Genomic DNA, 24,891 nt, shown 5'->3' on the forward strand with positions numbered 1-24,891 from the left:
GCCTTTTTACTTTTGTCTTTTACCTCGAAACTAGAAACTTGTAACTCGCAGCTCAAGACTCTATTTCAACAACGCCACGTTCACAAATACTGCTGTCATTAATAACGGGCACACAAAGCGAATATACTGAGCAAACCAATAATGAGGGCCGCTCGAGACTTGATGCAATTTATTACCACGTTGCCATAACCAGCCTACAGTAATGAAATAGAACAGTCCCATTAAAGGAAGTTGGTACTGCGTAAGCACCATAATCACCAAACCAAATAACCAGTCAAAATTTAAGATAATAACTGATGAAGCGATAAAGACGATTAAAGTTACAAATAAAGTCGCTTTTTTGCGCTCTATACTGTGGTTCTCAACTAAAAATGCCACTGGAATTTCAGTTGATGAAATTGTTGATGTAACAGAAGCTATTGACATTAACACGAAAAACAATAATCCAACGAGTAAGCCCATTTGCCCCATAGTACTAAACAGCTCAGGTAAAATTGCAAAAATTAACTGCCCTTCACCTACTAATTTACCGTTGCTAAACACTTCTACACCGTTATGCTGAGCAACAAAAATAGCTGGTATAATCAATAAACCCGCTAAAAAGGCAACCCCTGTATCTAGCAACGCCACTGTTCCGGTTAGTTTAGGCAGGTTCGCATCAGGCTTTAAATATGAGCCATAAACCATCATACAGCCTACACCTAACGACAATGAAAAGAACGCTTGCCCCATTGCCGCAATAATTAAGTTTGCATCAAGAATTTGACTAAAATCTGGCACTAAGTAGGCTGCAAAGCCATCCATCGCACCATCTAGGGTCGCGATATAAGCAATTAACGCCACTAATAACACTAGCAATAATGGCATTAAGCGGCGTGACCAAGTCTCGATTCCTGATTTAACCCCTTTTAAGATAATACTCGCAGTTAGAATAAGCATCAGCGGCGTAAACACAAAGTTGCGTACCATTGAATCACTATGCAAAAAGTTACTTAACTCAGTAAAACCCAAGAAGCTAGCGATTGGCTCAAGTGCATACGCTAACATCCAACCTGCGACTATCGAATAAAAGCTTAACATCACAATTGCACCAAACAGACCTATGTAGCCTGCTGCAGCGCCCACTTTAGGAGCCGTATCTTGCCATGCATTGGATAATGCTTTTACCGGATTAGCTTGCGCTTGGTGGCCTAAATACAGCTCAGTATAAAGGGCTGGAAGCGCTAATAAGAAGATAACAATGAAGTAAACAAGTAAAAATGCACCGCCGCCATGGTTTGCCGCTTGTGTTGGAAAGCCCCAAATATTACCTAAACCTACCGCCGCACCTGAAGCGGCTAATACGAAACCTAGTCGGCTGTGAAAGCCGTCACGAACTTGTGCCATACATCTATAAATCTGTTATTATTTTTCCTCATTAAACCATAATTACAGCCAACTGCGTAAACTATTTGAGTTGTTCGTGCTCTTACAAGTTCATTTGCTGTAAAAATAAACAAAACTAAATACGAACCCCCGTATAAGCGTTAAATCATGAGCAGCCACTATTTTTCAAACACCTTAGTTATTAATCTGCAGCCGAACAACACGGCACAGCAAATTATGCTAATGGAAGCATCAAACATCGATATTTCAAGCTTAGCTATTGAAAAATTGCTCAGTGAGTTTGAATTATGTGTACTTGAAAAACGCAAAGTGCCCGCAGCTAAACAAGAGTATTTAGCGACTCGCTTAACGTTAAAGTATTTATACAAACATACTTACCCTCATGATGATTTAGCGCTCAATGAAATATCAAGCCAATTTGATGACAAAGACAGTAAGCTGAAACTACATACACCCGTTAGAGAGTCTGTTTGGGCTTGCTTATCTCATTCAAATGGTTTGATAGGTGCTGCCCTCAACCCAGCTCAGCAGCTGCTTGGTTTTGATATTGAACAAAGCAACAAACCTCGCCCTTTTATCAAGCTTGCAAAGCATTTTTATCATCAAGATGAAGTTGACTTAATCAGCAGTTTTGATGCACCCGATGAACAGGCACAGTGTTTTTTTAGAATTTGGACATTAAAAGAAGCCCTTGCTAAGGCAAGTGCTCAGCCGATTGCGAAACTGCTCGCTCCCAATGTATTTGAAGAAATACGTAAACATAATTTCTGCGCTAGAAGTAATTGTATTGAAGGCTTTGACATAAGTGTTGTGGCACAAAAAAGCACTGACTGGCAGTGCTCTTTTATTAGCTTTAGCGACTTACGCCGCGACTTGGCTTTCTAATAATCGGCTGTGAATTGCCTGCACAACGTCATCTGACTCGCTTTGCTCCACCAAAAAGCACAGGTTATGTTTACTTGCACCGTGGCAAATTAAACGAATATTAAAGTCGCTTAATACCTGCATTAAATTCATTTCTTGCTGACGTAATTGAATTTCAGAACCAATTAAAGCCACCAGCGTTAAGTTATTCTCGACCGACACATGACAAAACTCAGAAAGCTTATCTAAACAAGCTTGATCCAGCTCAGGGCGTGATGCATTTGGCGCGTTATCTAAAGTGATTGCAACACTGATCTCGGAGGTAGTAACCAAATCAACCGAAATATTAAACTCACTTAAAATAGTGAAAACACGCGCTAAGAAACCACTCGCTAGGAGCATTTCTGGGCTTTTAACCGTTAACAGAATTTGGTTTTTACGCTGTGTTACTGCACGAATACCTGGTTGCTGAGACTTTTCTTTTTCAATCCATGTACCACCTAATTGTGGCTCACGGCTTGAACCAACAAACACACTAATATGACTACGGCTCGCAGGTAAAATGGTTGCAGGATGCAGTACTTTTGCACCAAACGTTGCCATCTCTGCCGCTTCATCAAAACTCAAGCGTGCAATTGGGCTTGCTTTAGCGCATAAACGCGGATCAGTACTGAAAATACCCACAACATCAGTCCAAATATGCACGCTTTTTGCGTTAATTGCTTCTGCAAGTAATGCCGCGCTGTAATCTGAACCTCCACGCCCTAAAGTGGTTGTTTGATTATGTTCATTGCTACCAATAAAACCCTGAGTTACTACAACGTGGTCCTCAAGTAGCGGCACTAAATGCTCTTTAGCAGCCGCAGCGGTTGCTGCAACATTCGGTGTTGCTTTAGCAAATTGGCTATCTGTTTTTAGCACCTTGCGTACATCAAAACGCACCGCATCAAGACCATGCCCACGCAATACTTGTGTAAATAAATACGATGATAAACGCTCACCAAAGCTAAGTAGCTCATCTTGCTCCGCTACTGACTTAACCCCTTCTGATGCCAGTTTTTGAAAGGCTTTGAGGGTTTCATTAAAGCCATGAGCTAAGTCAGCATCAAGCGATAGCTCAGCTAAAATAGCTTCTTGAATGGCGACCACACCAGTAATGTGCTCGTCACGCTCAGCCGCACTCAAATCAGCTTTACACAATGCAACTAAATGATTGGTCACGCCTGCACTGGCACTCACAGCAACAATACGTACTTGATTATCAGCACAAATGATTTCTGCGCAGCGGCTCATAGCATCAAAGTTAGCTACACTGGTGCCACCAAATTTTGCAACAACGTAATCTGATTTTGTGTTGGCGGCTAATTGGGTATTCATGTCGTCTCCTTTTGTGGAAAACTATCCACAGTAATTCAAGAAGAACTCGGCAAGGGGGTGCTTTGAAAATAAAGAGTAGTCCATGCCAGAAGCTCTCCACCTAGTTTGGTGACAGTTTTGAGGATTCAGCCCCATAAACCGAAAAGTAACCGTGACGTCCGGCTAATTTTCTCGGCGAGTACTTCCCTCATTAATGGTCATCGGCGTTCGTCACCTCACATTAACTACCTAAGTATCGCACCTCTTCTGAATGTTAAGTTAACACCTGGTTAAAATAACAAAGCCTGCTAAAAAAGCAGGCTTTGAAAGTTAACGTTTAGACGTCTAGCTGTCAAGTTGTTTTATGAAATTAAACTGCCTGCTAAGTGCGACCCGTAATAGCCAACGGTATAAGCAATTAATAAATAAACCGACATTTTAAGATAGCTCATAAAGGTCAGTGCTTTTACTTTACTCATGGCGATAATACCTGCCGCAGAGCCGATAATAAGCATTGAACCACCTACCCCTGTTGCGTATGTAAACGACAACCATTGCTGTGGACTCATCACAATATCTGCTTTTAAAAGTGCTGCAGTTAAAGGTACATTATCTACCGCTGCTGATAATAGCCCCATCATGTAGTTTGCATACTCAGGCGCCATCAACTCATATAGGTGAGTAAACTTAGCAAGCATACCTACTTCTTTTAATGCACCAACCAGCAATAACACACCTACGAAGAACAATAAGGTGTCGTACTCAATCTCACGAATATAATCGATAATTTTTTTGTTGACGTCTTTTTTGCGCATTAAGAATTGCGCAACCAAAAACATTAGTGATAAACCAAATAAAAAGGTTAAAAGCGGTGGCACATTATAAAGCACGCTCAAAGTTAACGTGGCAATAATCGTCGAGAAGAAGATAACCGCAATGGTAATATCTGTTTTTTCAATACGACGAGCTGTTTGCTTTTCAAATACTACATTACCCGACATACCTACAGATAACATTGCCGCAAGCAGTGCAACACTTGTCAGTGCAGGCGCAATTAATAATAGTAAATTAGCAATGGTGACCTTTTCGTCTAAGAAAATCATCAGAGTTGTAACATCACCCGTGATCAACGACACCCCACCCGAGTTAACACTAAATACAATCAAGGTTGCATATTTTATTAATTTTTTAGGATCTAATTTTAGTGACATCACCACCGCAAGTGAGATTAAAGTCGCAGTTATATTGTCTGATATCGATGAAAATAAGAAAGAAAAGCCACCAATCAGAAACATCAACTTTCGTTCACTGATTTGATTTGGCATAATTTTATGAACAATATTCTGGATAAAGCCTTTAGAGTTTAAATACGCAACAAAGGTCATCGCTGCCATTAAAAACAGCCACAAAGTCGCGATCTCTAATATATTGTGATCCAGTTGATGTTGTATGGTTTCTGGGCTTTGCCCATGAATTGGAGAGATAAATAAGATAATCCAGCATAAAGTGCCAAAAAAAAGCGTCGTTTTGGCCTTGTTTACATGGATAATATCCTCTATAACGATAAGCAAAAATGCCACCGCTATCAGGGTTAGGATAAGTGGGGTTACCATGGTGTTTGAACAACCTTTATAATAATGTAAAAATTGTAAGTCGAGTGTTTCGGCGCGGATTCTAGCAGCATAGAAAGCATAAAACTATTATCAATTACATAATTTACTACTAATCGCTAACACCTAAGTCTGAATTTACTGGAGCCTTATGATCCCAGCTAAAAAGTTATTAAATACCCTTACTGAACATTGGGGGGTGTTAGAACTGCTATTTAAACGTTTTAAGATGGCTGATTTCAGTTTGAAAGACGTACAAAATGCGATAAAACAAAAACAACCTTCATGGTCAAATGAACGCATTTATAAGGAAACAAATCGTTTATTAAATCAAGATATTATCATTCCATTAGCGAAATCATCGCAATTAGAAATCAATCGAGCGATTGCTGATTTTGCGACTTTCTTGCTACAAGAAGAACACCTAGGTCTTGCCCAAGAAATTAGTGTACTAGTTGATGATTTAGCTCGCCTTGGTAGTCGCTTGGCTAAAGCAGGTGAAATTGAAGATTACGACGAGCTACGCCGCTTTAGCCGTATTATGGATGATCGGGTACGTAAAATAATGAAATTGTTTGCCCACAATGAAAACGCAATTTTAAATATTGTTGAGCAAGCTAAAGCAAACAACGCCGTGCAATCTTTGCAAAAGCGCTATCAAGCAGTGATCGAAGCGTTTGATGAATACATTGAACCTATGCTTGAAATGGTTGATATACGTGGTGACTTCCACGCTTGCTTTAACACCATTGAAACGCAAATAAGCGCACAAATCGAACAAATTGACCGCCTAGGTAAGTCATATCAAGACAAACGCATGCTTGAGCAATTGCGAACCCGTATTTTAGAAATGCATTTAGTTGGTCGTGAAAGCTTACGTAAAAGCGCCGATATGCTAATGCCGCTACGTGAAGAATTACGCCGTAACAACCTAATTACTCGCCAAGCAGCCAAAGTACTTGGTTTAGTGCGTAAAAATGGCGTCGATAACATGCTAAGTGCGGTACAACCTAACTTTGTCTCGGATGCACAACGCTTTTCACTTGGTCAACAACGTCATATCGTGGCCTATATGGCAGGCTTAGTCGACTTTGAGCACGATGAATATCAGCTACCAGAGCATGATGATGTGCCCGCCTATCAAAGCCCGCATATCCCTGATTACAACGACGTTAAAACACAATTTAGAAAACGCTTTAAAAAAGCCAGCAAAAAAGCTCAGCCGCTGCTTAGTTTCTTAGATGAAAGCTACCCAGATCTAGAAGCTGACGAAATGCTGTTCTTGTATCAAAAATTAATTAGCGATGGCGACCTTGAAATTAGCCAAAGCCAAGAGAAAGTAAAAATAAAAATTGCCCAGCAACACTTCTCTCTTTACCCATTTAACTCATCGATTGCTGACGATAAAAAAGCAACAGAGCAATAACCATGACAGATATTAATTTAGATGATTTAACGCATCTGCAAGCTATTAATAAAAAGCTCACGTCAGGCTACCACATTAGTGAACAAGACACGCTGATGTGGCAAGAGCTTGACCAACACATTGATGCCTACCGTGCCCTTTTTAATGCACTCGGCCATGACCTACAGCATGATAGCCGTGGCTATTACTATTTTGGTAGTGACGAGAGCACCCCAAACATGGGTAAAATTTCACGTGCCATCGCGCTGACTATCTACATCTTGATTGAGCACTATGCCAATACTGGTAAAGATCCTATGCGTGCCTTATTTGACGAGGTAAACGACCTTGAACTGATGCAAACCTTAGTGCAAATCAACAAGCACTTGTTTGATCAATTAGAAATATTCTCTGGCTCAGATTTACGTAAAGATGTGTACCTACGTATGGTGCGTTTAGGCCTTGCTCGCGAAGTAGAAAATGGCTTTATGCTGCAAGCGCCAATTTATCGTTATATCGATGCATTAATGGAAGTAAACGAAGAAACCTATCTAGGAGATGACGAATAATGCAAAGCCAAAGCCTTTACGGACTCAGCAAACTTGCGCTTTTAAATACCGCAGGCTATGCAAAATGCGTGATCCCACTGGATAAAAGTAGCTCAATTTGTGCACCGAATAATACCGGTAAAAGCTCGGTTATTAATGCTCTGCAATTTCCGTTAATTAATGATTTACGCTTAACAGAATGGGATGGCCACGATTTAGACGAAACTCGTAAGTTCTACTTTTCGTCAGATCAATCCTATATTTTACTTGAAGCTGACCTACCTAATGGCCCTGTGGTTATTGGTGTTGCTGGCCTTGGTAAAATTGCTGGTTATGCGCATCAGTTTTTTTGCTATCAAGGTAAGTTAAACCTAGATCACTACACCCTAGGCAAGACAATTGTTAAATTCACCAAGCTTTTTAATCACTTAAAAGAGCAAGGTTTCAACCCAATTGAATTAAAAGCGCAAGAGCTGAACGCCCTACTTACTGGCGGCGCAACCCCGTTTGATGGCGATATCAATTTAAAGATGATCCCACTCAATAACGTGCAAGACTCTGCAATTTACAAAGAAATTTTCCGCCGTATTCTTAACTTGCACAAGTTAGGAGCCAGTGATGTTAAGCGCTTTATGTTACGTGTATTTGAGCGTCATATGTCAAATTCACGGGTCGATTTTTATGAAGTATGGCGACGTTCATTCGATAAGGTAAATCGCGCTAAACGTGAATTAAAAGCCCTTGAGTCAATGCAAGAGCCTATCGCAGCCCTTGAATCTATGCTTGAGAATCAAACGGTTTTAAAAGGCAAACTTGCCGCCTATGCGCCAAAAATTGACCAAGCACTGATTGACTTTGAAACCTATCAACAAGAGCAACTTACTGAGCTAAATATTGCCCTTGAAGATATCGAGCACGAAAAACATGAGTTCGACCAAAAGCAGCAGCTGTATATTCAGCAATCACGTGACATTGAGCGTAAGCAAACTCAAATTGAGCAGTGGTTTTTAGACTATCGAGCACTTAAATCTGAGTTTGAACTAGTTAACAAAGCCACCTTAAAAGTAAGCCTTACGCAGCTTAAACAAGATTATGAGTCGCTTTCGCATTCATTAAGCAGTGCCCAAGGTCAAAGCTTACACACGCTTGATTACCGTATTAGCGAAACACAAAAGCAAATTAAGAGCTTAAAACTACAGCTAAAGAACCTCGAGTTCAATTTATTCACCCGTATGCGTGAAGATTTATCTTTAAAAGAAGTTGAAGAAATTTCGCGTATTTTAAACCCAGATATCTTATCGTTTGCCACCACCAGCAATGGTGATGTTGATATCACAGACGAAGATGCCTTCGGTGAGTTTTTAGAGCAGTTATCGGCAAACGTAAAAGGCGGTGTACTGACTCTTCCAGGTGCGACGATTAAACTAAAAAAGCTAAGCCCTGTGCAAATGCAAACGGGCGAAAACAAAGAGCAATTAACTGCGCAACTCGCTGCACTTGAAAACTCCCTGAAAGAGTTTAAACAACAGCGCGAAGTAGCTGCTAATGTCGCTGAAAAGCAAAAAGAAAAAGATGCCTTGTATGATGAGCTAATGGCCTCTGAAGAAGCATTAAAACGCTTTGAACAATTTGAAGTGATGCAGCAATCTGTCGATGCTCAAACTCTGCTAAAAGAGCAATTAAATGCAGAACGCGAACAAGTTGACGACTACCTGCAAGACATTCAAAAGAACAGTGGCTCAATTAGCGATCGTCGCTCAATTATCAAGTCGAAAAAAGATTTGCTTGCGCGCCAAGCTGACCGCTTACGCCAAGTTAAATCTGAACGTATCGATCACACACTTGATTTTTACTCAGGCAAAGTCACACCATACATGATTGAAATCAGTATTGATTTTGATAACTTAAGTGACCTCATTCATCACTTTAACAAAGACTGCCAAGAGCTACGTAACTTTGATATCAACGTACGTAACACCTACATGCATATTTATAATGCGGGTATTACTAAATTTGATAACGAAAACGATGAGTTTACTAAATACGAAAAGCTTATCAGCGCGTTTCATAACATTGATAACGAGCGCGATGCTGTTGAGCGTCAAGGCCGAGTTGCATTAACCGAAGTGGCAGCTACCATTAAAGGCTTGCGTGAAGACTTAGACCGCTTGCGCCGTGAAATGAATAGCTTTAATAAAGGCATTAGTCAACATCGGATCTCTAACCTTCAAGCATTCAAAATTAATGTTATCCCGCGCAAGATGCTGGTTGATAGCATTGATACCATCATTAGTACCTCAAATCAGTTTGAGCAAGGCGATACCCTCGACTTATTAAGCCAAGAGCCTTATAGCGAGTCTGCGGTAAACGAAGCAAAAGATCATTTAATTAAGCTTGCTTCTGAAAAAGCAGGTTTAACACTGACAGACTTGTTCGATATTCGCTTTGAAGTGGTAAATCGTGCTGGTGACACTGAGCACTTCGAGAAAATCGACTCAGCCGGCTCTAACGGTACCCGGATTACCATTAAGCTACTTTGTGGCATGCTGTTTATTCGTTACTTATTAAGCGATCAAGAGCAAAACCTGTATCGTATTCCGATTTATATCGATGAAGCTGCCGATATCGACCCGCAAAACCAAAAAGCAATTATCGAAACAGCACTTAGCTTTGGCTTCGTGCCGATTTTTGCCTCAGTTAAACCACAAGTTAGCTGTGATTACATTGTCCCTATTCGTACTGTCAAAGATGGGGTGCAAAACTGGGTCGATGAAAAAGACTGGATAGAAGTTGAACACAGTGCTTAATTACAAACTATTACAGTACTTATTTGTAAATGTGCCATAGTATTTAAATAATCATTCAGTTGAGTATTATTTGTGTTATGTTATCAATCAAGTAGTGGAAATTTTGCCAAGGAGCAAACAATATGAAGAACTTATTAATCGCGACGGCTGTATTATTTTTAGCGGCTTGTGCTAAAACGCCTGATTGGGATTACGACAAATCTGCAGATTTTAGTAATTATAAAACCTTCTCTTGGGTACCTAATGCCAGCTTGACTAAAAACGTAGCGAACTACCAAATTAGTCCTTTAATGGAAAAACGTGTGCGTGAAGCAGTTAATGCCGAACTTGAAAAAAGCGGCATGAAGCTTGTTGATGTAGCGCAAGCAGATGTACTTATTAACTATCATGCATCAGTTGATACTAAAATTGATGTAGATACCTTCAACGTAGGTTACGGTGCACGCTGGAATTACTGGGGTATGGGTTATAACACGCAAACAACAACTCGCGAATACGAAGTCGGTACGTTAATTTTAGACGTAGTAGACCGTGCTTCTAACCAATTAGTTTGGCGTGGTGCTAAAGAAGGTCGTTTGCAAAAGAACCAATCACCTGAAAAGCGCACTGAAGTTATCAAAGAAACTGTTGCTAACATTCTCAGTAACTTTCCACCGCAATCAATTAATCAAAACTAAATGCCGTTTTAGTAAAAAGACCGCGCACTTGGCGCGGTTTTTTATTGCCTGCTGAAATCTGGTTGGAGTGGTATAACCCAGTGATTCAGATACAATACCCGCAATTTTCAGTGCGCCTAACTAGCCCACTACCCCAGATTAAACAAAATCAAGAGAGTTTTAGATGGTACGCGCAGTACAGCTTACACTTCCCGCTTTATTCGTCACTTGCTCAGTGCTAGCAGAAGACACCAACAATATTGAACAAATCACCGTTGAAGTTTCAGCAACCGCAAATAAAGAACCGGTTGGTACTTTTGATGCGCCGGTATCAAACTTAGAATATGACCCACGTGTCGATTTGCAATCACGCAATATGGCTGAAGCACAAGCTGATGTCACTATTCGTGGTGGTATCTTCGAAAATACTGGCTTTCGTGTCGGTAGCAGTACATTATTTGACCCTCAATCTGGTCACTACTTTGCTGAAATTCCTATTGCCCCACAGATGCTAACAGGCCCTTCAGTACTTACAGGGGCTGATAATGCCCTTTATGGTATGAATAGCTCGGTTGGCACGGTTTCATTTGGCTGGCGCCCTATCACAAGCACTGGCAGCGTTTCACTTGGCACAGGTACGAATGGCTTTAATTTACAAAGCATTCATGCTGCCCATAGCCAAAAGCTGGATAGCAAACCTGATTGGCGATTAGGTTTTGAGGGTGAATACTCGCACTCAAAAAGCGATGGCTCAATTGATAATGGCGACCACGACTTTGAACGTGCCTCAGCACGCGTTCAACTTGCAAGCGATACCTCGCAAACTGATTTAATGTTCGGACGCCAAGAAAAATTTTTTGGTTGGCCAAATCTTTACACGCCATTTAACTTTAACGAAACCGAAGATCTTGAAACCAAGCTTTTCATGCTCAATCACAAGCAAATGTATGGTGATAGCAGTACCTTTGAAGTGACTGGTTATTATCGTAAACATAACGACCATTATGTATTGTCTCGTGAAAACCCAGCTATTTTTGAAGCGTTTCACGAAACCACCGTTAAGTCATTGGCACTCTCTGGACGTCACCGTTTAAATGACCACTATGCAATTAATTATGCTGGACAATTTATTGCTGATGAGATTGAATCAACATCTCTTGAAAACAACTTTACGTCACGCAATTACACTAAGCTAAGTATCTTGCCTGAATACAAGACGGCCCTTACAGCTAACAAAGAGCTTATGGTTCGTGTTGGTGCTGCTTTTGATGATACTAACCGTGATAGTTCAGATACCTCCTTTATTGCAGATGCAAGCCTTAAAGTAGCTAATCAAAATGGCAGTGAACATACTTGGTACGCATCATACGCCGAAGCAACACAAGTTCCCGGTTACACCGCAATCGGCGGCAGTGAAACGGGCGGGTTATTCAGAAGTAATTACAGCCTTGAGCGCGAAACCACCGATAACCTTGAATTAGGTTTGCTAATTGAACAATCTTCGTGGCGTTTAGATTCAGCTATTTTCTACCGCAAAGATAAAAACCTTACGGATTGGACATATCGCTTTGATGCAACTTCAGCACGTTTTGCAAACCCGGTTGATATAGACACCTTAGGCGTTGAGTTTTTAGCGAATAAATCGTTTGAAAGCGCTGAGTTGATTGCCAGCTACACCTATTTAGAAAAGTCAGAAGACTATGGCACGGCAGATATTGATGCGAGCTTTTATGCGCTTAACTACCCTGATCACCGTGTAACACTGGGTGCAGTATGGCAACCAATGGATGTGCTTGAGTTGCGTATCGATAACGAATGGCGTAAACAACATAGTAACCGCCTACGTAGCTCTGATGATGAAGCCTTCTTCACGCAGTTAACAGTAAAGTTCACGCCAGCCCAGCTTGATAATGTGTTTGTTACCTTTGCAGCTGACAATATCTGGGATGAATCATTCGAGGAAGTCCCGGGTACCCCAGGCCGCGGCGAACAATATACTTTAAGCGCTACCTATACGTGGTAAGTAAAAACAACAATGCCAGTCAATTGACTGGCATTGTTGTGACACGTTTTCTTCTAAGATCTTTAAAACACCACAGTCAAATTTATTTAAAATGCCATAGCGAAAACTGTGACTTTAAAAAATAACCTAATTTATCCCAGTAACTGTTAAAAAATGTTAAGGGTTTAATTTTTTTAAGTCATCTGCTCAAGTTCGGTAATTAAATACAATGCTTGTTCATTTGTCGTGCCACACACATCAATAGTGGCAGAAAAATCACTACACACCTTGGGCCTTGATTCATCACCAAATAATTTACACAGGTTATTATTATCCAGTTGAATACAGCGCTCTCCCGCCGCTTTCCCGTTGGGCATTTCTGGGATCGGTGAGCTAATACTGGGTGCAATACAACAGGCGCCACAGCCTAATCTACATGCCATTTTATCTGTCATTGAGTACCTCTTATAGAACCTTTGTAGCGCCTTTGTAATATGTGTAATGGTTTGTTACATCTTCGAACGCCTTGTAAACACTTTATTGCGTATGCTTAGCCTATCAAATTTATTTTTAATTACCGTCAACCGTGAGGGACTATCCCGTGGCTAGTAAAAAACAAATCATTCTCCCTATCGCCGTATTAGTCGGCGGACTTGGAATGGCATTCGCATTTGCCTCTATGAAGCAAGCGCCGGTCGAAAAACCAGAACAAGATTTGCGACCGCTTGTATCAATTAAACCGTTAAGCTTTGACGCCATTACCCTTGATGTAAAATCATACGGTATCGTTAAACCTAAAAACCAAACTGAACTTGTTGCGCAAGTGAGTGGTCAGGTTGTCTCGCTGTCAGATCAATTTGTACAAGGCGGATTTGTTAAGCAAGGTGATATTCTAGCACGTATTGACCCAAATGATTACGAAGCTGCACTCATTGAAGCAGAAGCAGGTCTGGCGCAAGCAAGCTCTGCTCTTGAAATTGAACGCGCGCAAGTATCTGTTGCACAAGCTGAGTGGGACCGCATCAAAGGTGACTCAAACCAAGTTATTCCATCTGAGCTGTATTTACGTAAACCGCAACTCGCTGAAAAGCTTGCAAACTACCGTGCTGCTCAAGCCAGTGTAAAACGCGCAAAACGTAATCTTGAGCGCACATACATTAAAGCGCCATACGATGCCATTATCGACGAGCGCCTGATTAGTTTAGGTAGTGTGGTAAACCCGGGTAATAGCTTTGGTAGCCTAAGCTCAACATCACTGGCTGAAATTCGTTTACCTGTTGCTGATAAAGATCTGCAATACCTAAATAACCAAGGAATTGGTGCAAGCGTATCAATTAATGCTGAATTTGCAGGTAAACAAACAACGTGGCAAGCGACTATTGTACGCAGCGAAGGGGTCGTTGACCAACGCAGCCGCATGAATTACCTAGTAGCACAAGTAGCAACGCCTTATGAGCAAAAACAACCACTGCGTTTTGGCTCATACATTAATGCCACTATCGAAGGTCGAGCGCTGGACAATGCGATTGTTGTTCCGCACCATTTAGTTAAAGACAACAAGGTAGCTGTTTTACAAGATGGCGAAACACTTACTTTTAAAACACTTAACATTGTGCGCGAACAAAATGGCATGGTGATCGCCGATAATGGCCTTGCTAACGGTGAGCAACTTATTACCTCAGCACTTGAATACCCAACTGAAGGCATGGCAGTCAAGCTAGATGACGCAAAACTAAGTGTGCCAACAACACAATTAGCGTTAAAAGAGGAATAAGCCATGACCACGCACAGAGAAAAAGGGCTTATTGCCTGGTTTGCACGCAACCCAGTTGCTGCAAACTTACTTATGATCTTTATTTTAGTGGGCGGCTTATTGACTGCAATGTCAGTGCGTAAGCAAATGTTCCCACAGTTTGAAAGTAACTGGATCAGTATTCAAGCTGTCTACCCAGGGGCTGCACCACAAGAGGTAGAAGAAGGCATAACCATAAAGGTCGAAGAGTCTTTAGAGGGCCTCGAAGGCATTAAACGTTTAATTACTTATTCGAACCGTGGTTTTTCACAAGCTTGGATAGAAATCGAAGAAAAGTACGACCCGCAAGAAGTACTCGATGAAATCAAGATGCAGGTTGATTCAATCAATACCTTCCCTGCTGAGATGGAACGCCCAATTGTTCGCCGTGAAAAGTTTGAGCAAGAAGTTATGATACTCGCGCTGTATGGCGATATGAGTAACTACCAGCTCAAAGAACTTGGTAACGACATAAAAGATGAACTACAAGCTTTACCACAAATTAACTTGGTCAACTTTTACAGTGGCTTAAACTACGAAATTGGCATTGAAATCAGCCCAGATAAACTACGTGAGTATGGTTTAACTTTCCGTGATATTGCCACAGCTGTGCGCAGCTTCTCTGCAAATATGTCTGCAGGTCAAATTCGCTCTGAAAATGGCTACATTTCAATGCGTGTTGAAAACCAAGCGTATCGTGGTAAAGAGTTCGAAAAGCTGCCTTTATTACACTTACCTGATGGCGCCCAAGTTTTCTTAGGTGATGTGGCAACAATTAACGATGGCTTTGAAGAAGGCCTGCAATATTCTAAGTACAATGGTAAAAATTCACTGACTTTTGAAGTAAATGCTTCGAAAGATCAAGACATCACTAAGGTTGCTGCAGTATTAAAAAAATACCTAGCAGATAAAGCGCCACAGTTACCAGCAGGTGTAAAGCTATCGCCAATTGTTGATTTAACTTATTACCTTGAAGGTCGTCTAAACATGATGATCGACAACATGATTTGGGGTGGTATTTTAGTTATGGTGGTACTTGCCCTATTCTTGCCACTGCGCTTAGCGTTTTGGGTCATGATGGGTTTACCTGTATCATTCCTAGGTGCATTTTTAATGATGCCACTTGGCTTTATAGACATCACTGTTAACTTAGCTTCTTTATTCGCATTTATACTGGTGCTAGGGATAGTCGTTGATGATGCTATCGTCGTAGGTGAATCAGCCAGTGCTGAAATTGAAAAGCACGGTCATAGCCTAGATAATGTAGTGCGTGGTGTAAAACGCGTTGCAATTCCTGCAACCTTTGGTGTATTGACTACTATCGCCGCATTCTTACCGCAAACACTGGCATCAGGGCCTGGTTCTGCCTTTTCTAAAGCCATTGGTGGCGTAATTATCCTATGCTTAATTTTCTCATTGATTGAATCAAAACTGATTCTACCGGCTCACTTAGCGGCCATGAAAAATAAACCTGCGAACCCTAAAAATCCATTACACCGCTTGCGTTTAGGTATGGATAATGGCCTGAAGAACTTTGTCGATAATTACTACACACCATTTATAGGTCGCTGTATTCATTACCGTTATACCGTAATTGTTGGCTTTATCTGTGTACTTATTGTCAGTGGCGGTATGTTCGCTGGTGGTTTAGTGAAATTTGTTGCGAATCCTAAAATTCCACATGATTTCCCACGTATCTCAGTTGAAATGAACTTATCTTCTTCTGAACAAGCGACCCTTGAAACAGCACAAACAATTGAAAAACTGATTTTAGATGTCGATAAGCAACTTGAAGAGCAATATGGTCAAGCGATGATCCGTGACTTATCTGTTAGCTTACGCGGTCGTACAAGTGCACGCATTATGGCGATTTTAGTCGAACCAGACTTACGCCCTATTGATACTTTCCAATTAAGTGCAATGTGGCGCGAACAAATGCCACCACTGCCAGGTGTGAAAACGCTTAATATTGAAGACAGTATCATGAACGGTGGTCGTGATGACGGTGATGTGAGCTTCCGCTTAGAAGGTAAAGATATCAATAAACTAAAAGAAGTTGCAGCTAAGTTAAAAGAAAAGCTAAATAGCATGCAAGGTGTAGGTGATGTAAATGACTCACTACAATCTGCAACTGACGAAGTTCAACTTGAACTTAAACCACTTGCTTACAGCTTAGGCTTAACCTTATCGGATGTGGCATCACAAGTTAGCTTTAGCTACTACGGTTTAGAAGCACAACGTATTTTACGTGACGGTGAAGAGATTAAAGTAATGATCCGCTACCCTCGTGAATCGCGAAATGCGGTAAGTGACATCACTGATGCGCGTATCATTACGCCTACAGGCGTTGAAGTGCCTCTTGCAGAAGTAGCGAAGGTCAACATCGTTGATGGTGTGAACCGTATTCGTCGTGAAAACGCAAAACGCACTGTCAACGTTTGGGCTGCGGTTAACACTGATCAAGCAGAACCATTTGCCATTGCAAAAGAAATTCGTGACGAATACTTACCTAGCCTATTGAAAAGCTACCCAGGTGTAGAAAGTAATGTGGCTGGTCGTATTCAAGAAGAAATGGATAGTGTGGCAGAACAAGTACGTGATTTTGCTTTGTCTATGATGATTATATTTGCGTTACTTGCTATTCCACTGCGCTCATACTCGCAGCCATTCATTATTATGTCGGTTATTCCATTTGGTGTAATTGGCGCGATGTTCGGTCACATGATCTTAGGTATGACAATGAGTAGCTTATCGGTATTCGGTATCATCGCTGTTGCTGGTGTAGTAGTAAACGATTCGCTAGTAATGGTCGACTTTGTCAATAAGGCCCGCGCTGAAGGTGTTGCAATCAAAGAGGCTGTGATGCAAGCCGGTGCTCGTCGTTTTAGAGCAATATTACTAACCTCAATTACGACCTTTATTGGTGTATTACCAATCATTATGGAAACAAGCTTACAAGCAAAAATAGTTATCCCAATGGCTGTATCTCTAGCATTCGGGGTGTTATTTGCGACTGTCATTACACTTATTTTAATCCCTTGTCAGTATGTAGCGTTAGAAGACTTTAAACGTTTGATTGGCAAGTTTAGAGGTAAAAAAGTAGAGCCAGAAGCAAAATTACAAACAACCAGTAATTAAACCCCTCTCAAAATCCCAACCGAACGCTTGGCAAACTCATTTGCCAAGCGTTTTTATTTAAAAAATATGTTCCTATAAATTGTATTGCTTTGCTAAGCTTAAATGAGCAAAAAAGAAACAATTCAAGCAAATTACAAACTTGTTATAGGGACATAGCTATGAAGATTCTGCGCTACACCGTTTTGGTCAGTTGTTTATCCATTTGCATGCCTGTATTGGCTGAAAACCAATACTTACAACAACAGTTAGAACCTATCCTGATTGGTGAATCTCACAGTATTGAAAGAGAACACATCCATTCTCCTGACATGACCGTTGCCACCTATAAAGCAAATGGTTTTGAACGTGTTTGGAATGATACCAAATATGCAAAACAAGCTCTCAAGTTAATTGCTCAATCAGAGCTTGAAGGCCTCTCACCCAATGACTATCACTTTGATACATTAATGGCGCTGGCCAACGAAATAGATAAACGCGGCGCAGAGGCAGTCGAAGCTCAGTTTGATGTACTTATGACAGATGCTGTCATGACGTATGCAAAACACTTAATACGCGGAAAAATAAACCCAAAACAACTTACTGCAACATGGAATTATGGACAGTTTGACGTTAGTCCTGATGCTGCAGCTGCCTCTTTACTTAAACACGTTAAGTCTAAAAGCCTTGATAAAGGCCTTGAAAACCTTAAGCCCGTATTACCTCATTACAAACGCTTAAAAGATGCTTTAGTGTTTTACCGAGAACTTGATGCAACTGGCGAGTTACCTGCCATCACATTGCAAAACAATATATTAAAACCGGGTCAATCAGACGCAGCTGTACCGCTGTTAAGACAAAAGTTAAAGCGCTTAAATTATTTTCAAGGCAGTGGTAGTGATGATACTGATTATGACAACGAGCTAGTTGCAGCAGTTAAGAATTTTCAGAATGCTCATCAAGTTACTGACGACGGTGTGATTGGTAACGCAACGTTAAAATTACTCAACAAAGATTACAGTGAATACATTGATGATATTTTAGTAAACCTAGAGCGTATTCGTTGGGTTGATAATACTCTCACAGAGCGCTTCTTAGTGGTAAATATCGCTGGTTTTAAACTATTTTTATTTGAAGACAACAAATTAAAATGGCAAACCAATGTGGTCGTTGGCAGAAACTACACCAAAACCCCAATATTTAAAGGGCAAATGAGCTATATCGTGATGAATCCAACATGGACAGTACCGCGGAGTATTGCAGGTGGCATTATCAAAAAAATGAAAGAAAACCCAAACTACTTAAACGAGAAAGATTTTGTTGTGGTTGATAGTCGCCGTAACCCAGTGGATAGCAAGAGTATTGATTGGGCAAATGCTAGTCGTAAGAACTTTCCGTACTGGTTTGTACAACAACCTTCAGAGAATAATTCATTGGGACAAATTAAATTTATGTTTCCTAATAAATACTCAATTTATTTGCACGACACCCCTGCAAAAACATTATTCCAGCAAGACCAACGTGCATTTAGCCACGGCTGTGTAAGAGTTGATGAACCATTCACCTTAGCTGAGAAAATATTAGAAACGTCAGATAATTGGAGTCGTAGCGACATTGATGACGCCATTGCTGCAAAAGAGACTACAAAAATCAGCTTATCAAAACCGCTAGATGTACTTTTAATGTACTGGACAGTCGCAGGTGACGACGAGAGCTTACAATTTTATACCGATGTCTATAATCGCGATGGCGCGTTATTAAAAGCACTCACCACGCCATTAGCAAACAATACAATTTAGAGGTAACTATGTATTTCAGCCGTATTATTTTAAGTGTGTTCTTCGCGTTAACTACATGCTCTGTTGCTGCCATTGAATTAAGCGACTCGCTGCACAGCATTGTTCTTGATGCAAAACAGGTTCTAACACTTGATAACACGGCTGATTTTGCTCCAACAGCAGTATCAGACGTTGAGACTGAGCGATTAGGGCCAAATAGCATTGCAATTTACGCCCCAGAAAATGTAGGGTTTTATAACCTAGTATTGAGTAACAATGAAACCAGTAAACACCTACTTGTGATTGTTAAAAAACCATTCAATGCAAACAATAAACAGTTAAATAATTACCAAATAGGCCTCTACCCTACGCCTTATAAAGGCTACACACAATACAGTGCACCAAACGGGTTTATAGAAATTTTTGAGAAAGACTTATCACGCCAGCTGACTCCTCATGTGCAAGTTAAAAATATAATTTGTAAGCAAGTGAGTGGCTTTCCAAAATATCTTTATGTCAACAACGGTGGCTTGATGATGCTCGAAGAACTACTCAAGTTTGTACAAAGTGAAGGGATTAAAGTCAGCAAGTTTGCCTTTATCAGCGGCTATAGAACACCCCACTACAATCGCTCAATTGGTAATGGCAAACATAGTCGACACCAATATGGCGATGCTTTCGATTTATACATAGACGAAGATAGTGATGGCCGAATGGACGATTTAAATGGCGACGGCAAACTGACAGTTGCTGATGTAGATGTACTTTATAAAGTGTTCGAAAAATTTCAAAAACAAAGCCGTTATAATGGTGGTATAGGGCGCTATAGACCCGCCTCCCATCACGGTGGTTTTGTACATATAGATAACCGAGGATTTACCGCGAGGTGGTAATACAACCTTCATATAATCCTTGTTTAAAGATCATCCGATTGCATTATTTTTGCTTGATTGCTAAGTTATTGTGAACAAGGGAAAATCGCAGCAAAAAAATGTAATTCAAAACAGTGGTATTGATGAAACACAACTTGATTTAATCGCCCTACTCAATGACAGACAACCATCAGTTAGTACAACTCTCTATGTCAGTAACGGTGATCTAATAAGCCCCGCTGATTATTGGCAAGCACTTCAAAATGAGAGCGTCTCTGTTGTGCATTACAGTGATTTAGACCACACAAGAATGGTAAGCCTTATCAATCAAGCCATGCGCAATGAGGTTTTACATAGATTAATGTAACCAACAAATAACAAGGATAGCAATGAACATACACTTTAAGAAATTAAGGTTGCTTGTAGTTTTTTATTTACTCGCAATTTCAAGCCTTGCCCATAGCCAAAATATGCAAACAGAGATGGCCGACTTTATTCAAGGTTTTCATGAATACAAGCAGTTTAACGGCAATGTATTAGTTGCAAAGGATGGAAAAGTACTGTTTGAAAAAAGCTTTGGCTATGCCAACTTTGAGTGGGATATAAAGCATAGTGATAAAAGTAAGTTTAGAATTGGCTCAATAACCAAACAGTTTACCGCCATGTTAATCCTGCAATTGGCACAAAATAATAAGCTTAAACTCGATGATCATCTTGCAACATACCTTCCTGAATACAGACAAGATATTGCCAATAAAATTACTCTTCGCCAAATACTTAATCATACCTCTGGTCTTGGTAATTATACCCAAGCAAAATCGTTTCGTGATGAGTACAGCCGAAACCCCTACAGTGTTGATGAATTTATTCGCTTGCTATGTAGTGATGATCTAGTGTTCGAACCTGGCACTGAATTTCGTTATAGCAATTCTGGCTATTTTATTTTGGGTGCGGTAATTGAAAAGGTAACTGGCCAAAAATATAAAGAGGTATTACAGCAGAATATTTTAGACCCACTTAAAATGGAGGATACAGGCTATGATTCCCACAATAAAATCATTAAATTTCGCGCCTCTGGATACGACAACGGGCTAGCTGGTTATAGCAACACCGATTATTTAGATATGTCTATCCCGTATGCAGCTGGGTCAATGTATTCAACAGCGCGGGATTTACTAAAATGGGATCAAGCCCTTTACTCAGATAAGTTATTAAACGACGCATATAAAAAGCAGATGTATCAAGTTTCTGGGCAAAGAAATTATGCGCTTGGTTGGGAAGTAACAAAGCTCGATAAAAACATTTACGGAAAACCCCTTACACGTATTCAACATGGCGGTGGTATCAATGGTTTCAATGCGTTTATAAGTAGAATTATCGAAGACAAATTACTCATTGTCATTCTAAATAACACGGGTGGTGCACCTCTCACCCCCATGACTAACGGTCTCTTGGCAATCTACTATGACAAACCTTATGAAAAAGCGACAGAACATGTAGATAGCAAGCTTTATAAAGCATTTAAAAGTGAAGGTATTAAAGGGCTCAAGAAAACCTATAAGCAAATGGTGAATGATGGGAATACGCCAAGAGAAAGGTCGTTAAACTACTTGGGTTATGAATTAATGCAGATGAAAGAACTAGATGCCGCAATTACTGTATTTGAACTCAACAATCAATCTTATCCAGAATCAGCAAACACTTATGACAGTTTAGGTGAAGCATATTTAGCAGTCGGCGATAAACAAAAAGCATTAGCAAGTTACAAAAATGCTCTTAACTTGAATCCTGACAGTGAAAGCGCTAAACAAGCAATTGAGAAATTACAATAAATAAGCCTTGTAACTCAATACCTAAAATAATTAGTTATCGAGTACCCGCTTATCTAAAATGTCTTTTTCAATCAGTTGAGTGAGAATCGCCTTGGTTTTTGCTCGACATATATCACGAACTAAACGAACCGCAGGTGTTATGGATTGTCGACTTGGACAGATTAACCAAAGCTCGGCACATAAGTGAGGGTAATTTTGCATAACCGGCACGACCCGACCTTTAAGTAAATCATCACTGATATCAATGCATGATTTAACAGCTAGACCTTTACCAGCCACACACCAACGTCTTACCAAATCTCCATCATTAGACGCTCGGCGACCTTGCATTTTCACTTTAAAACGCTCTGTTCCATCGGTAAATTCCCAGACATTGTTGATGATATCTTGAAGTTGATAAAATAAACCTTGATGCTGGTTTAATTCATCAGGATGTGTCGGCGCTCCATATTCGGCAAGGTACTCTGGGGTTGCACATAACAACCGAGGAACATTACAAATTTTAAAGCCATATAAGTTTGAGTCTGATGGCGAGCCATATCTGAGCGCAAAATCAACAGAGTCTCGGTAAAAGTCGACATTACTATCGCTAATATGAGGACGCATACTCAGCTTTGGATATTCATCAAGTAACTCATCTAACCAAGGAATAATAATGTTGCGGCCTAAATCTGAAGATAATGCAACTCTTAGCTCACCTTCTATTTCATCATGCTCGCCTTTTAAGGCAAGTGTCGCTTGCTCTAGCATGAGCACCGCTTGCTGACACTGAGGCAAAAAACGCTCCCCTGACGCCGATAAACGTAAATGGCGAGTAGTACGAACAAACAATTCAGTACCAAGAGCTGCTTCAACGCGCTTAATTGCTGCACTAGCGGTTGCAGCACGCATGTCTAATTTTGCCGCAGCGGTTGTAATACTGCGAAACTCTGCAACCTTGAGGATTAATTTGAGATCTTCAACCAGCATATTAACTAAAAATTTTTGATAATGTTTATTCGATTATGCGCTTTATCGTAAAGTATGCAAAGCGTAAACTGCACCTAATTGTTATACATGCGGGAGCAAATCATGACACACCCTATTATTTCTGACTTACAACGCCGATACACAAGTAAGCGCTACGACGCATCAAGGCAAATTAGCCAAGCAGACTTAGCTGTAATTTTAGAAGCTTTACGCTTATCGCCATCGTCTATTAATTCTCAACCATGGAAGTTTATAGTCATCGAATCAGAGCAAGCAAAACAACGTTTCCACGATAGTTTTGCAAATAAGTTTCAGTTTAATCAGGTACATGCAAAAACTGCATCACATACTATTTTATTTGCTTATAACCCAAGTTATAAACGTGATGACTATGAAAAAGTCATCGATGCAGATATTGCTAATGGTCGCACGAAAGCTGAAAACAAAGAGCAGGCGTTTGGTGCGTTCGCATTTGTTGATTTAAATACTGATGACCATGGCGATAACGCTGCTTGGACTAAATCTCAAACCTACATTGCATTAGGTAATACTATGCATACTGTGGCTCGTTTAGGTTTAGATTCAACACCGATGGAAGGCGTCGATAAAGACCTACTCGGTGAGCTATTTGCTGATGAGTTAGATGGTTATGTATGTGAAGTGGCACTCGCTATTGGTTATCACGAACCAGAGCAAGATTATAATGCTACATTACCAAAATCTCGTTTAGATAAAGACGCGGTAATTACTGTAGTATAAAACCTATAAATTATGCAGGCTTTGCCTGCATAATTGTTATTTTAAGTCTGTCTTTACAATGATATTACTCGCCATACCTTCACATAAGTCTGCAGTTATTGTGGCAACTGCTCCATTTATTAATGCTAAATTAGGGGCAACGTGACCAATGTCCGCATCAACAATAACTGGGAACAAATTACCTTTAAATGCGAGTTCGATTGCTTGGTATTCATCAAAATAGCAGTCGTTATTAATTGCTGGACTGCGACCAAATACCACCGCATTTACATCGGTGAATACATCATTCAACTTTAACGATAACAAACAACGTGCTAATGCCATCGGGCTGAGCTCTGCATTTTCTAAATATAAAATTAAGCCCTCTGGTGCATACTGCTTTTTAAATTCATGCAATGCATAGTAATTTGAGGGTAGCAACAAGCCAAGAGTATCTAAGCAACCGCCGATTAAACGCCCTGAAACTTCAATCTGGCGTTTATCTTTATAGTTAATACATCGCCATTGACTCGGGGCTGTATAGTCAAATTGAGCTTGCGGATCGGCTTTATAATCAATTGGTTTTTGCTGATAATAAGGAGACGCGACTTGGTGCAGTTGCTGTTTTTCTTCAAGTGACATTGCACTGAATATATTTGCTAAATAAACATCTGAATCGTCAGGGTGAATTTGCATTAAATTCGCAGCGTGCAAGGTTGCCCAGCCACAACGAGTTGTTAATGCACATGCAAAAGTGCTTATATCTGAAAAGCCAACCAACCATTTAGGCCTTGCTTTACTTATCGCATTAAAGTCGAGAAGCGGTAAAATCTCCATGGTGAGATCGCCCCCCAAGGTGGCATGATGGCTGCTATTGAATCATCAGTTAAATACTCCATTAGCTCATCAGCACGTTGCTTTGCACTATTGTGTGACTGACGCAAACAGGCACCCTCAATGACAGTAAAACCTTTGGCTGTTAAGCCATTAAGTACTAAGTCTAAACGCGTATGAAACGCTGTATCTACACCTGATGAAAAAGCACATATGGCTATTTTATCGCCTTGAACAAGCGGTTTAGGATACTGAATTTTCGCCATTATTACTCCTTCATTACGACTGTCTTGTAGTCAACGTACCGAATAAATTCACGCATGTAAAC

Annotated in this window: 19 protein-coding genes, 1 pseudogene and 1 riboswitch; of the genes and pseudogenes, 13 read left to right on the forward strand and 7 right to left on the reverse strand. The window is 40.5% G+C overall.

Annotated elements, in window-relative coordinates:
- Positions 1-60: 60 nt before the first annotated feature.
- A complete protein-coding gene (locus tag J3455_RS09395; protein ID WP_349561597.1) occupies positions 61-1,386 on the reverse strand; it encodes a sodium-dependent transporter in 1,326 nt (441 codons plus the stop codon).
- A gap of 147 nt (positions 1,387-1,533) precedes the next feature.
- Between J3455_RS09395 and J3455_RS09400 the strand changes: the two genes are divergently transcribed.
- On the forward strand, positions 1,534-2,271 hold the full coding sequence (locus J3455_RS09400) for a 4'-phosphopantetheinyl transferase family protein (protein WP_239977622.1): 738 nt from the start codon (positions 1,534-1,536) through the stop codon (positions 2,269-2,271).
- On the opposite strand, the gene lysC is transcribed toward J3455_RS09400, so the two are convergent.
- The gene (gene lysC / locus J3455_RS09405) at positions 2,248-3,627 is read right to left on the reverse strand and encodes a lysine-sensitive aspartokinase 3 (RefSeq protein WP_349561598.1); all 1,380 of its coding nucleotides are present in this window, start codon (positions 3,625-3,627) and stop codon (positions 2,248-2,250) included. The two genes, J3455_RS09400 and lysC, sit on opposite strands and share 24 nt — an antisense overlap.
- Before the next feature lie 81 nt (positions 3,628-3,708).
- Positions 3,709-3,881: riboswitch (Lysine riboswitch) on the reverse strand.
- Positions 3,882-3,968: 87 nt separating this feature from the next.
- On the reverse strand, positions 3,969-5,219 hold the full coding sequence (gene nhaD / locus J3455_RS09410) for a sodium:proton antiporter NhaD (protein ID WP_130051305.1): 1,251 nt from the start codon (positions 5,217-5,219) through the stop codon (positions 3,969-3,971).
- Positions 5,220-5,367: 148 nt separating this feature from the next.
- Between nhaD and J3455_RS09415 the strand changes: the two genes are divergently transcribed.
- The 5 genes from J3455_RS09415 to J3455_RS09435 all read left to right on the forward strand — a co-directional run bounded on the left by J3455_RS09415 (position 5,368) and on the right by J3455_RS09435 (position 12,655).
- Positions 5,368-6,642: an MksB family condensin complex protein gene (locus tag J3455_RS09415; RefSeq protein WP_130051304.1), complete on the forward strand. Its 1,275-nt coding sequence runs from the start codon at positions 5,368-5,370 to the stop codon at positions 6,640-6,642.
- A 2-nt stretch (positions 6,643-6,644) separates the two neighbouring features.
- Complete coding sequence (locus J3455_RS09420) at positions 6,645-7,190, forward strand: condensin complex protein MksE (RefSeq protein WP_062564547.1); 546 nt, start codon at positions 6,645-6,647, stop codon at positions 7,188-7,190.
- Positions 7,190-9,976: an Mks condensin complex protein MksF gene (locus J3455_RS09425; protein WP_349561599.1), complete on the forward strand. Its 2,787-nt coding sequence runs from the start codon at positions 7,190-7,192 to the stop codon at positions 9,974-9,976. The genes J3455_RS09420 and J3455_RS09425 overlap by 1 nt, the downstream gene beginning before the upstream one ends.
- A 122-nt stretch (positions 9,977-10,098) precedes the next feature.
- Positions 10,099-10,653 (forward strand): DUF4136 domain-containing protein, encoded by a 555-nt coding sequence (locus tag J3455_RS09430; RefSeq protein ID WP_130051302.1) that lies wholly within the window; start codon positions 10,099-10,101, stop codon positions 10,651-10,653.
- Positions 10,654-10,816: 163 nt separating this feature from the next.
- Positions 10,817-12,655 (forward strand): TonB-dependent receptor, encoded by a 1,839-nt coding sequence (locus J3455_RS09435; RefSeq protein ID WP_349561600.1) that lies wholly within the window; start codon positions 10,817-10,819, stop codon positions 12,653-12,655.
- Positions 12,656-12,828: 173 nt separating this feature from the next.
- Here the strand turns inward: J3455_RS09435 and J3455_RS09440 are convergent, their stop codons facing one another.
- The gene (locus J3455_RS09440) at positions 12,829-13,077 is read right to left on the reverse strand and encodes a YkgJ family cysteine cluster protein (RefSeq protein WP_349561661.1); all 249 of its coding nucleotides are present in this window, start codon (positions 13,075-13,077) and stop codon (positions 12,829-12,831) included.
- Between the two features lie 158 nt (positions 13,078-13,235).
- On the opposite strand from J3455_RS09440, the gene J3455_RS09445 reads away from it, so the two are divergent.
- The 6 genes from J3455_RS09445 (at position 13,236) to J3455_RS09470 (ending at position 22,022) form a co-directional block, all read left to right on the forward strand.
- Positions 13,236-14,408, forward strand: coding sequence for an efflux RND transporter periplasmic adaptor subunit (locus tag J3455_RS09445; RefSeq protein ID WP_130051300.1), 1,173 nt, complete (start codon positions 13,236-13,238; stop codon positions 14,406-14,408).
- 3 nt (positions 14,409-14,411) lie between these two features.
- Complete coding sequence (locus J3455_RS09450; protein WP_130051299.1) at positions 14,412-17,564, forward strand: efflux RND transporter permease subunit; 3,153 nt, start codon at positions 14,412-14,414, stop codon at positions 17,562-17,564.
- Positions 17,565-17,722: 158 nt separating this feature from the next.
- Positions 17,723-19,339, forward strand: coding sequence for a L,D-transpeptidase family protein (locus J3455_RS09455; RefSeq protein WP_349561601.1), 1,617 nt, complete (start codon positions 17,723-17,725; stop codon positions 19,337-19,339).
- Between the two features lie 8 nt (positions 19,340-19,347).
- On the forward strand, positions 19,348-20,211 hold the full coding sequence (locus J3455_RS09460; RefSeq protein WP_349561602.1) for a D-Ala-D-Ala carboxypeptidase family metallohydrolase: 864 nt from the start codon (positions 19,348-19,350) through the stop codon (positions 20,209-20,211).
- Between the two features lie 70 nt (positions 20,212-20,281).
- Entirely contained in the window at positions 20,282-20,557 is a 276-nt protein-coding gene (locus J3455_RS09465) for a hypothetical protein (RefSeq protein ID WP_130051296.1), read from the forward strand.
- 22 nt (positions 20,558-20,579) lie between these two features.
- Positions 20,580-22,022, forward strand: a complete 1,443-nt coding sequence (locus tag J3455_RS09470) for a serine hydrolase (RefSeq protein ID WP_256854843.1) — start codon at positions 20,580-20,582, stop codon at positions 22,020-22,022.
- A gap of 30 nt (positions 22,023-22,052) precedes the next feature.
- Here J3455_RS09470 and J3455_RS09475 read toward each other — a convergent pair whose 3' ends face one another.
- Positions 22,053-22,991 (reverse strand): LysR family transcriptional regulator, encoded by a 939-nt coding sequence (locus tag J3455_RS09475; protein WP_130051294.1) that lies wholly within the window; start codon positions 22,989-22,991, stop codon positions 22,053-22,055.
- A gap of 102 nt (positions 22,992-23,093) precedes the next feature.
- Between J3455_RS09475 and J3455_RS09480 the strand changes: the two genes are divergently transcribed.
- On the forward strand, positions 23,094-23,750 hold the full coding sequence (locus J3455_RS09480; RefSeq protein ID WP_130051293.1) for a nitroreductase family protein: 657 nt from the start codon (positions 23,094-23,096) through the stop codon (positions 23,748-23,750).
- Between the two features lie 36 nt (positions 23,751-23,786).
- Here J3455_RS09480 and J3455_RS09485 read toward each other — a convergent pair whose 3' ends face one another.
- Together J3455_RS09485 and J3455_RS09490 are read right to left on the reverse strand one after the other, a co-directional pair.
- Positions 23,787-24,425 (reverse strand): S66 peptidase family protein, encoded by a 639-nt coding sequence (locus J3455_RS09485; protein ID WP_502935097.1) that lies wholly within the window; start codon positions 24,423-24,425, stop codon positions 23,787-23,789.
- 69 nt (positions 24,426-24,494) lie between these two features.
- Positions 24,495-24,829 (reverse strand): annotated as a pseudogene (locus J3455_RS09490) (LD-carboxypeptidase); the annotation flags it as partial.
- Positions 24,830-24,891 lie beyond the last annotated feature (62 nt).

Source organism: Pseudoalteromonas sp. NFXS39, assembly GCF_040148775.1.
GTDB lineage: Bacteria > Pseudomonadota > Gammaproteobacteria > Enterobacterales > Alteromonadaceae > Pseudoalteromonas > Pseudoalteromonas apostichopi.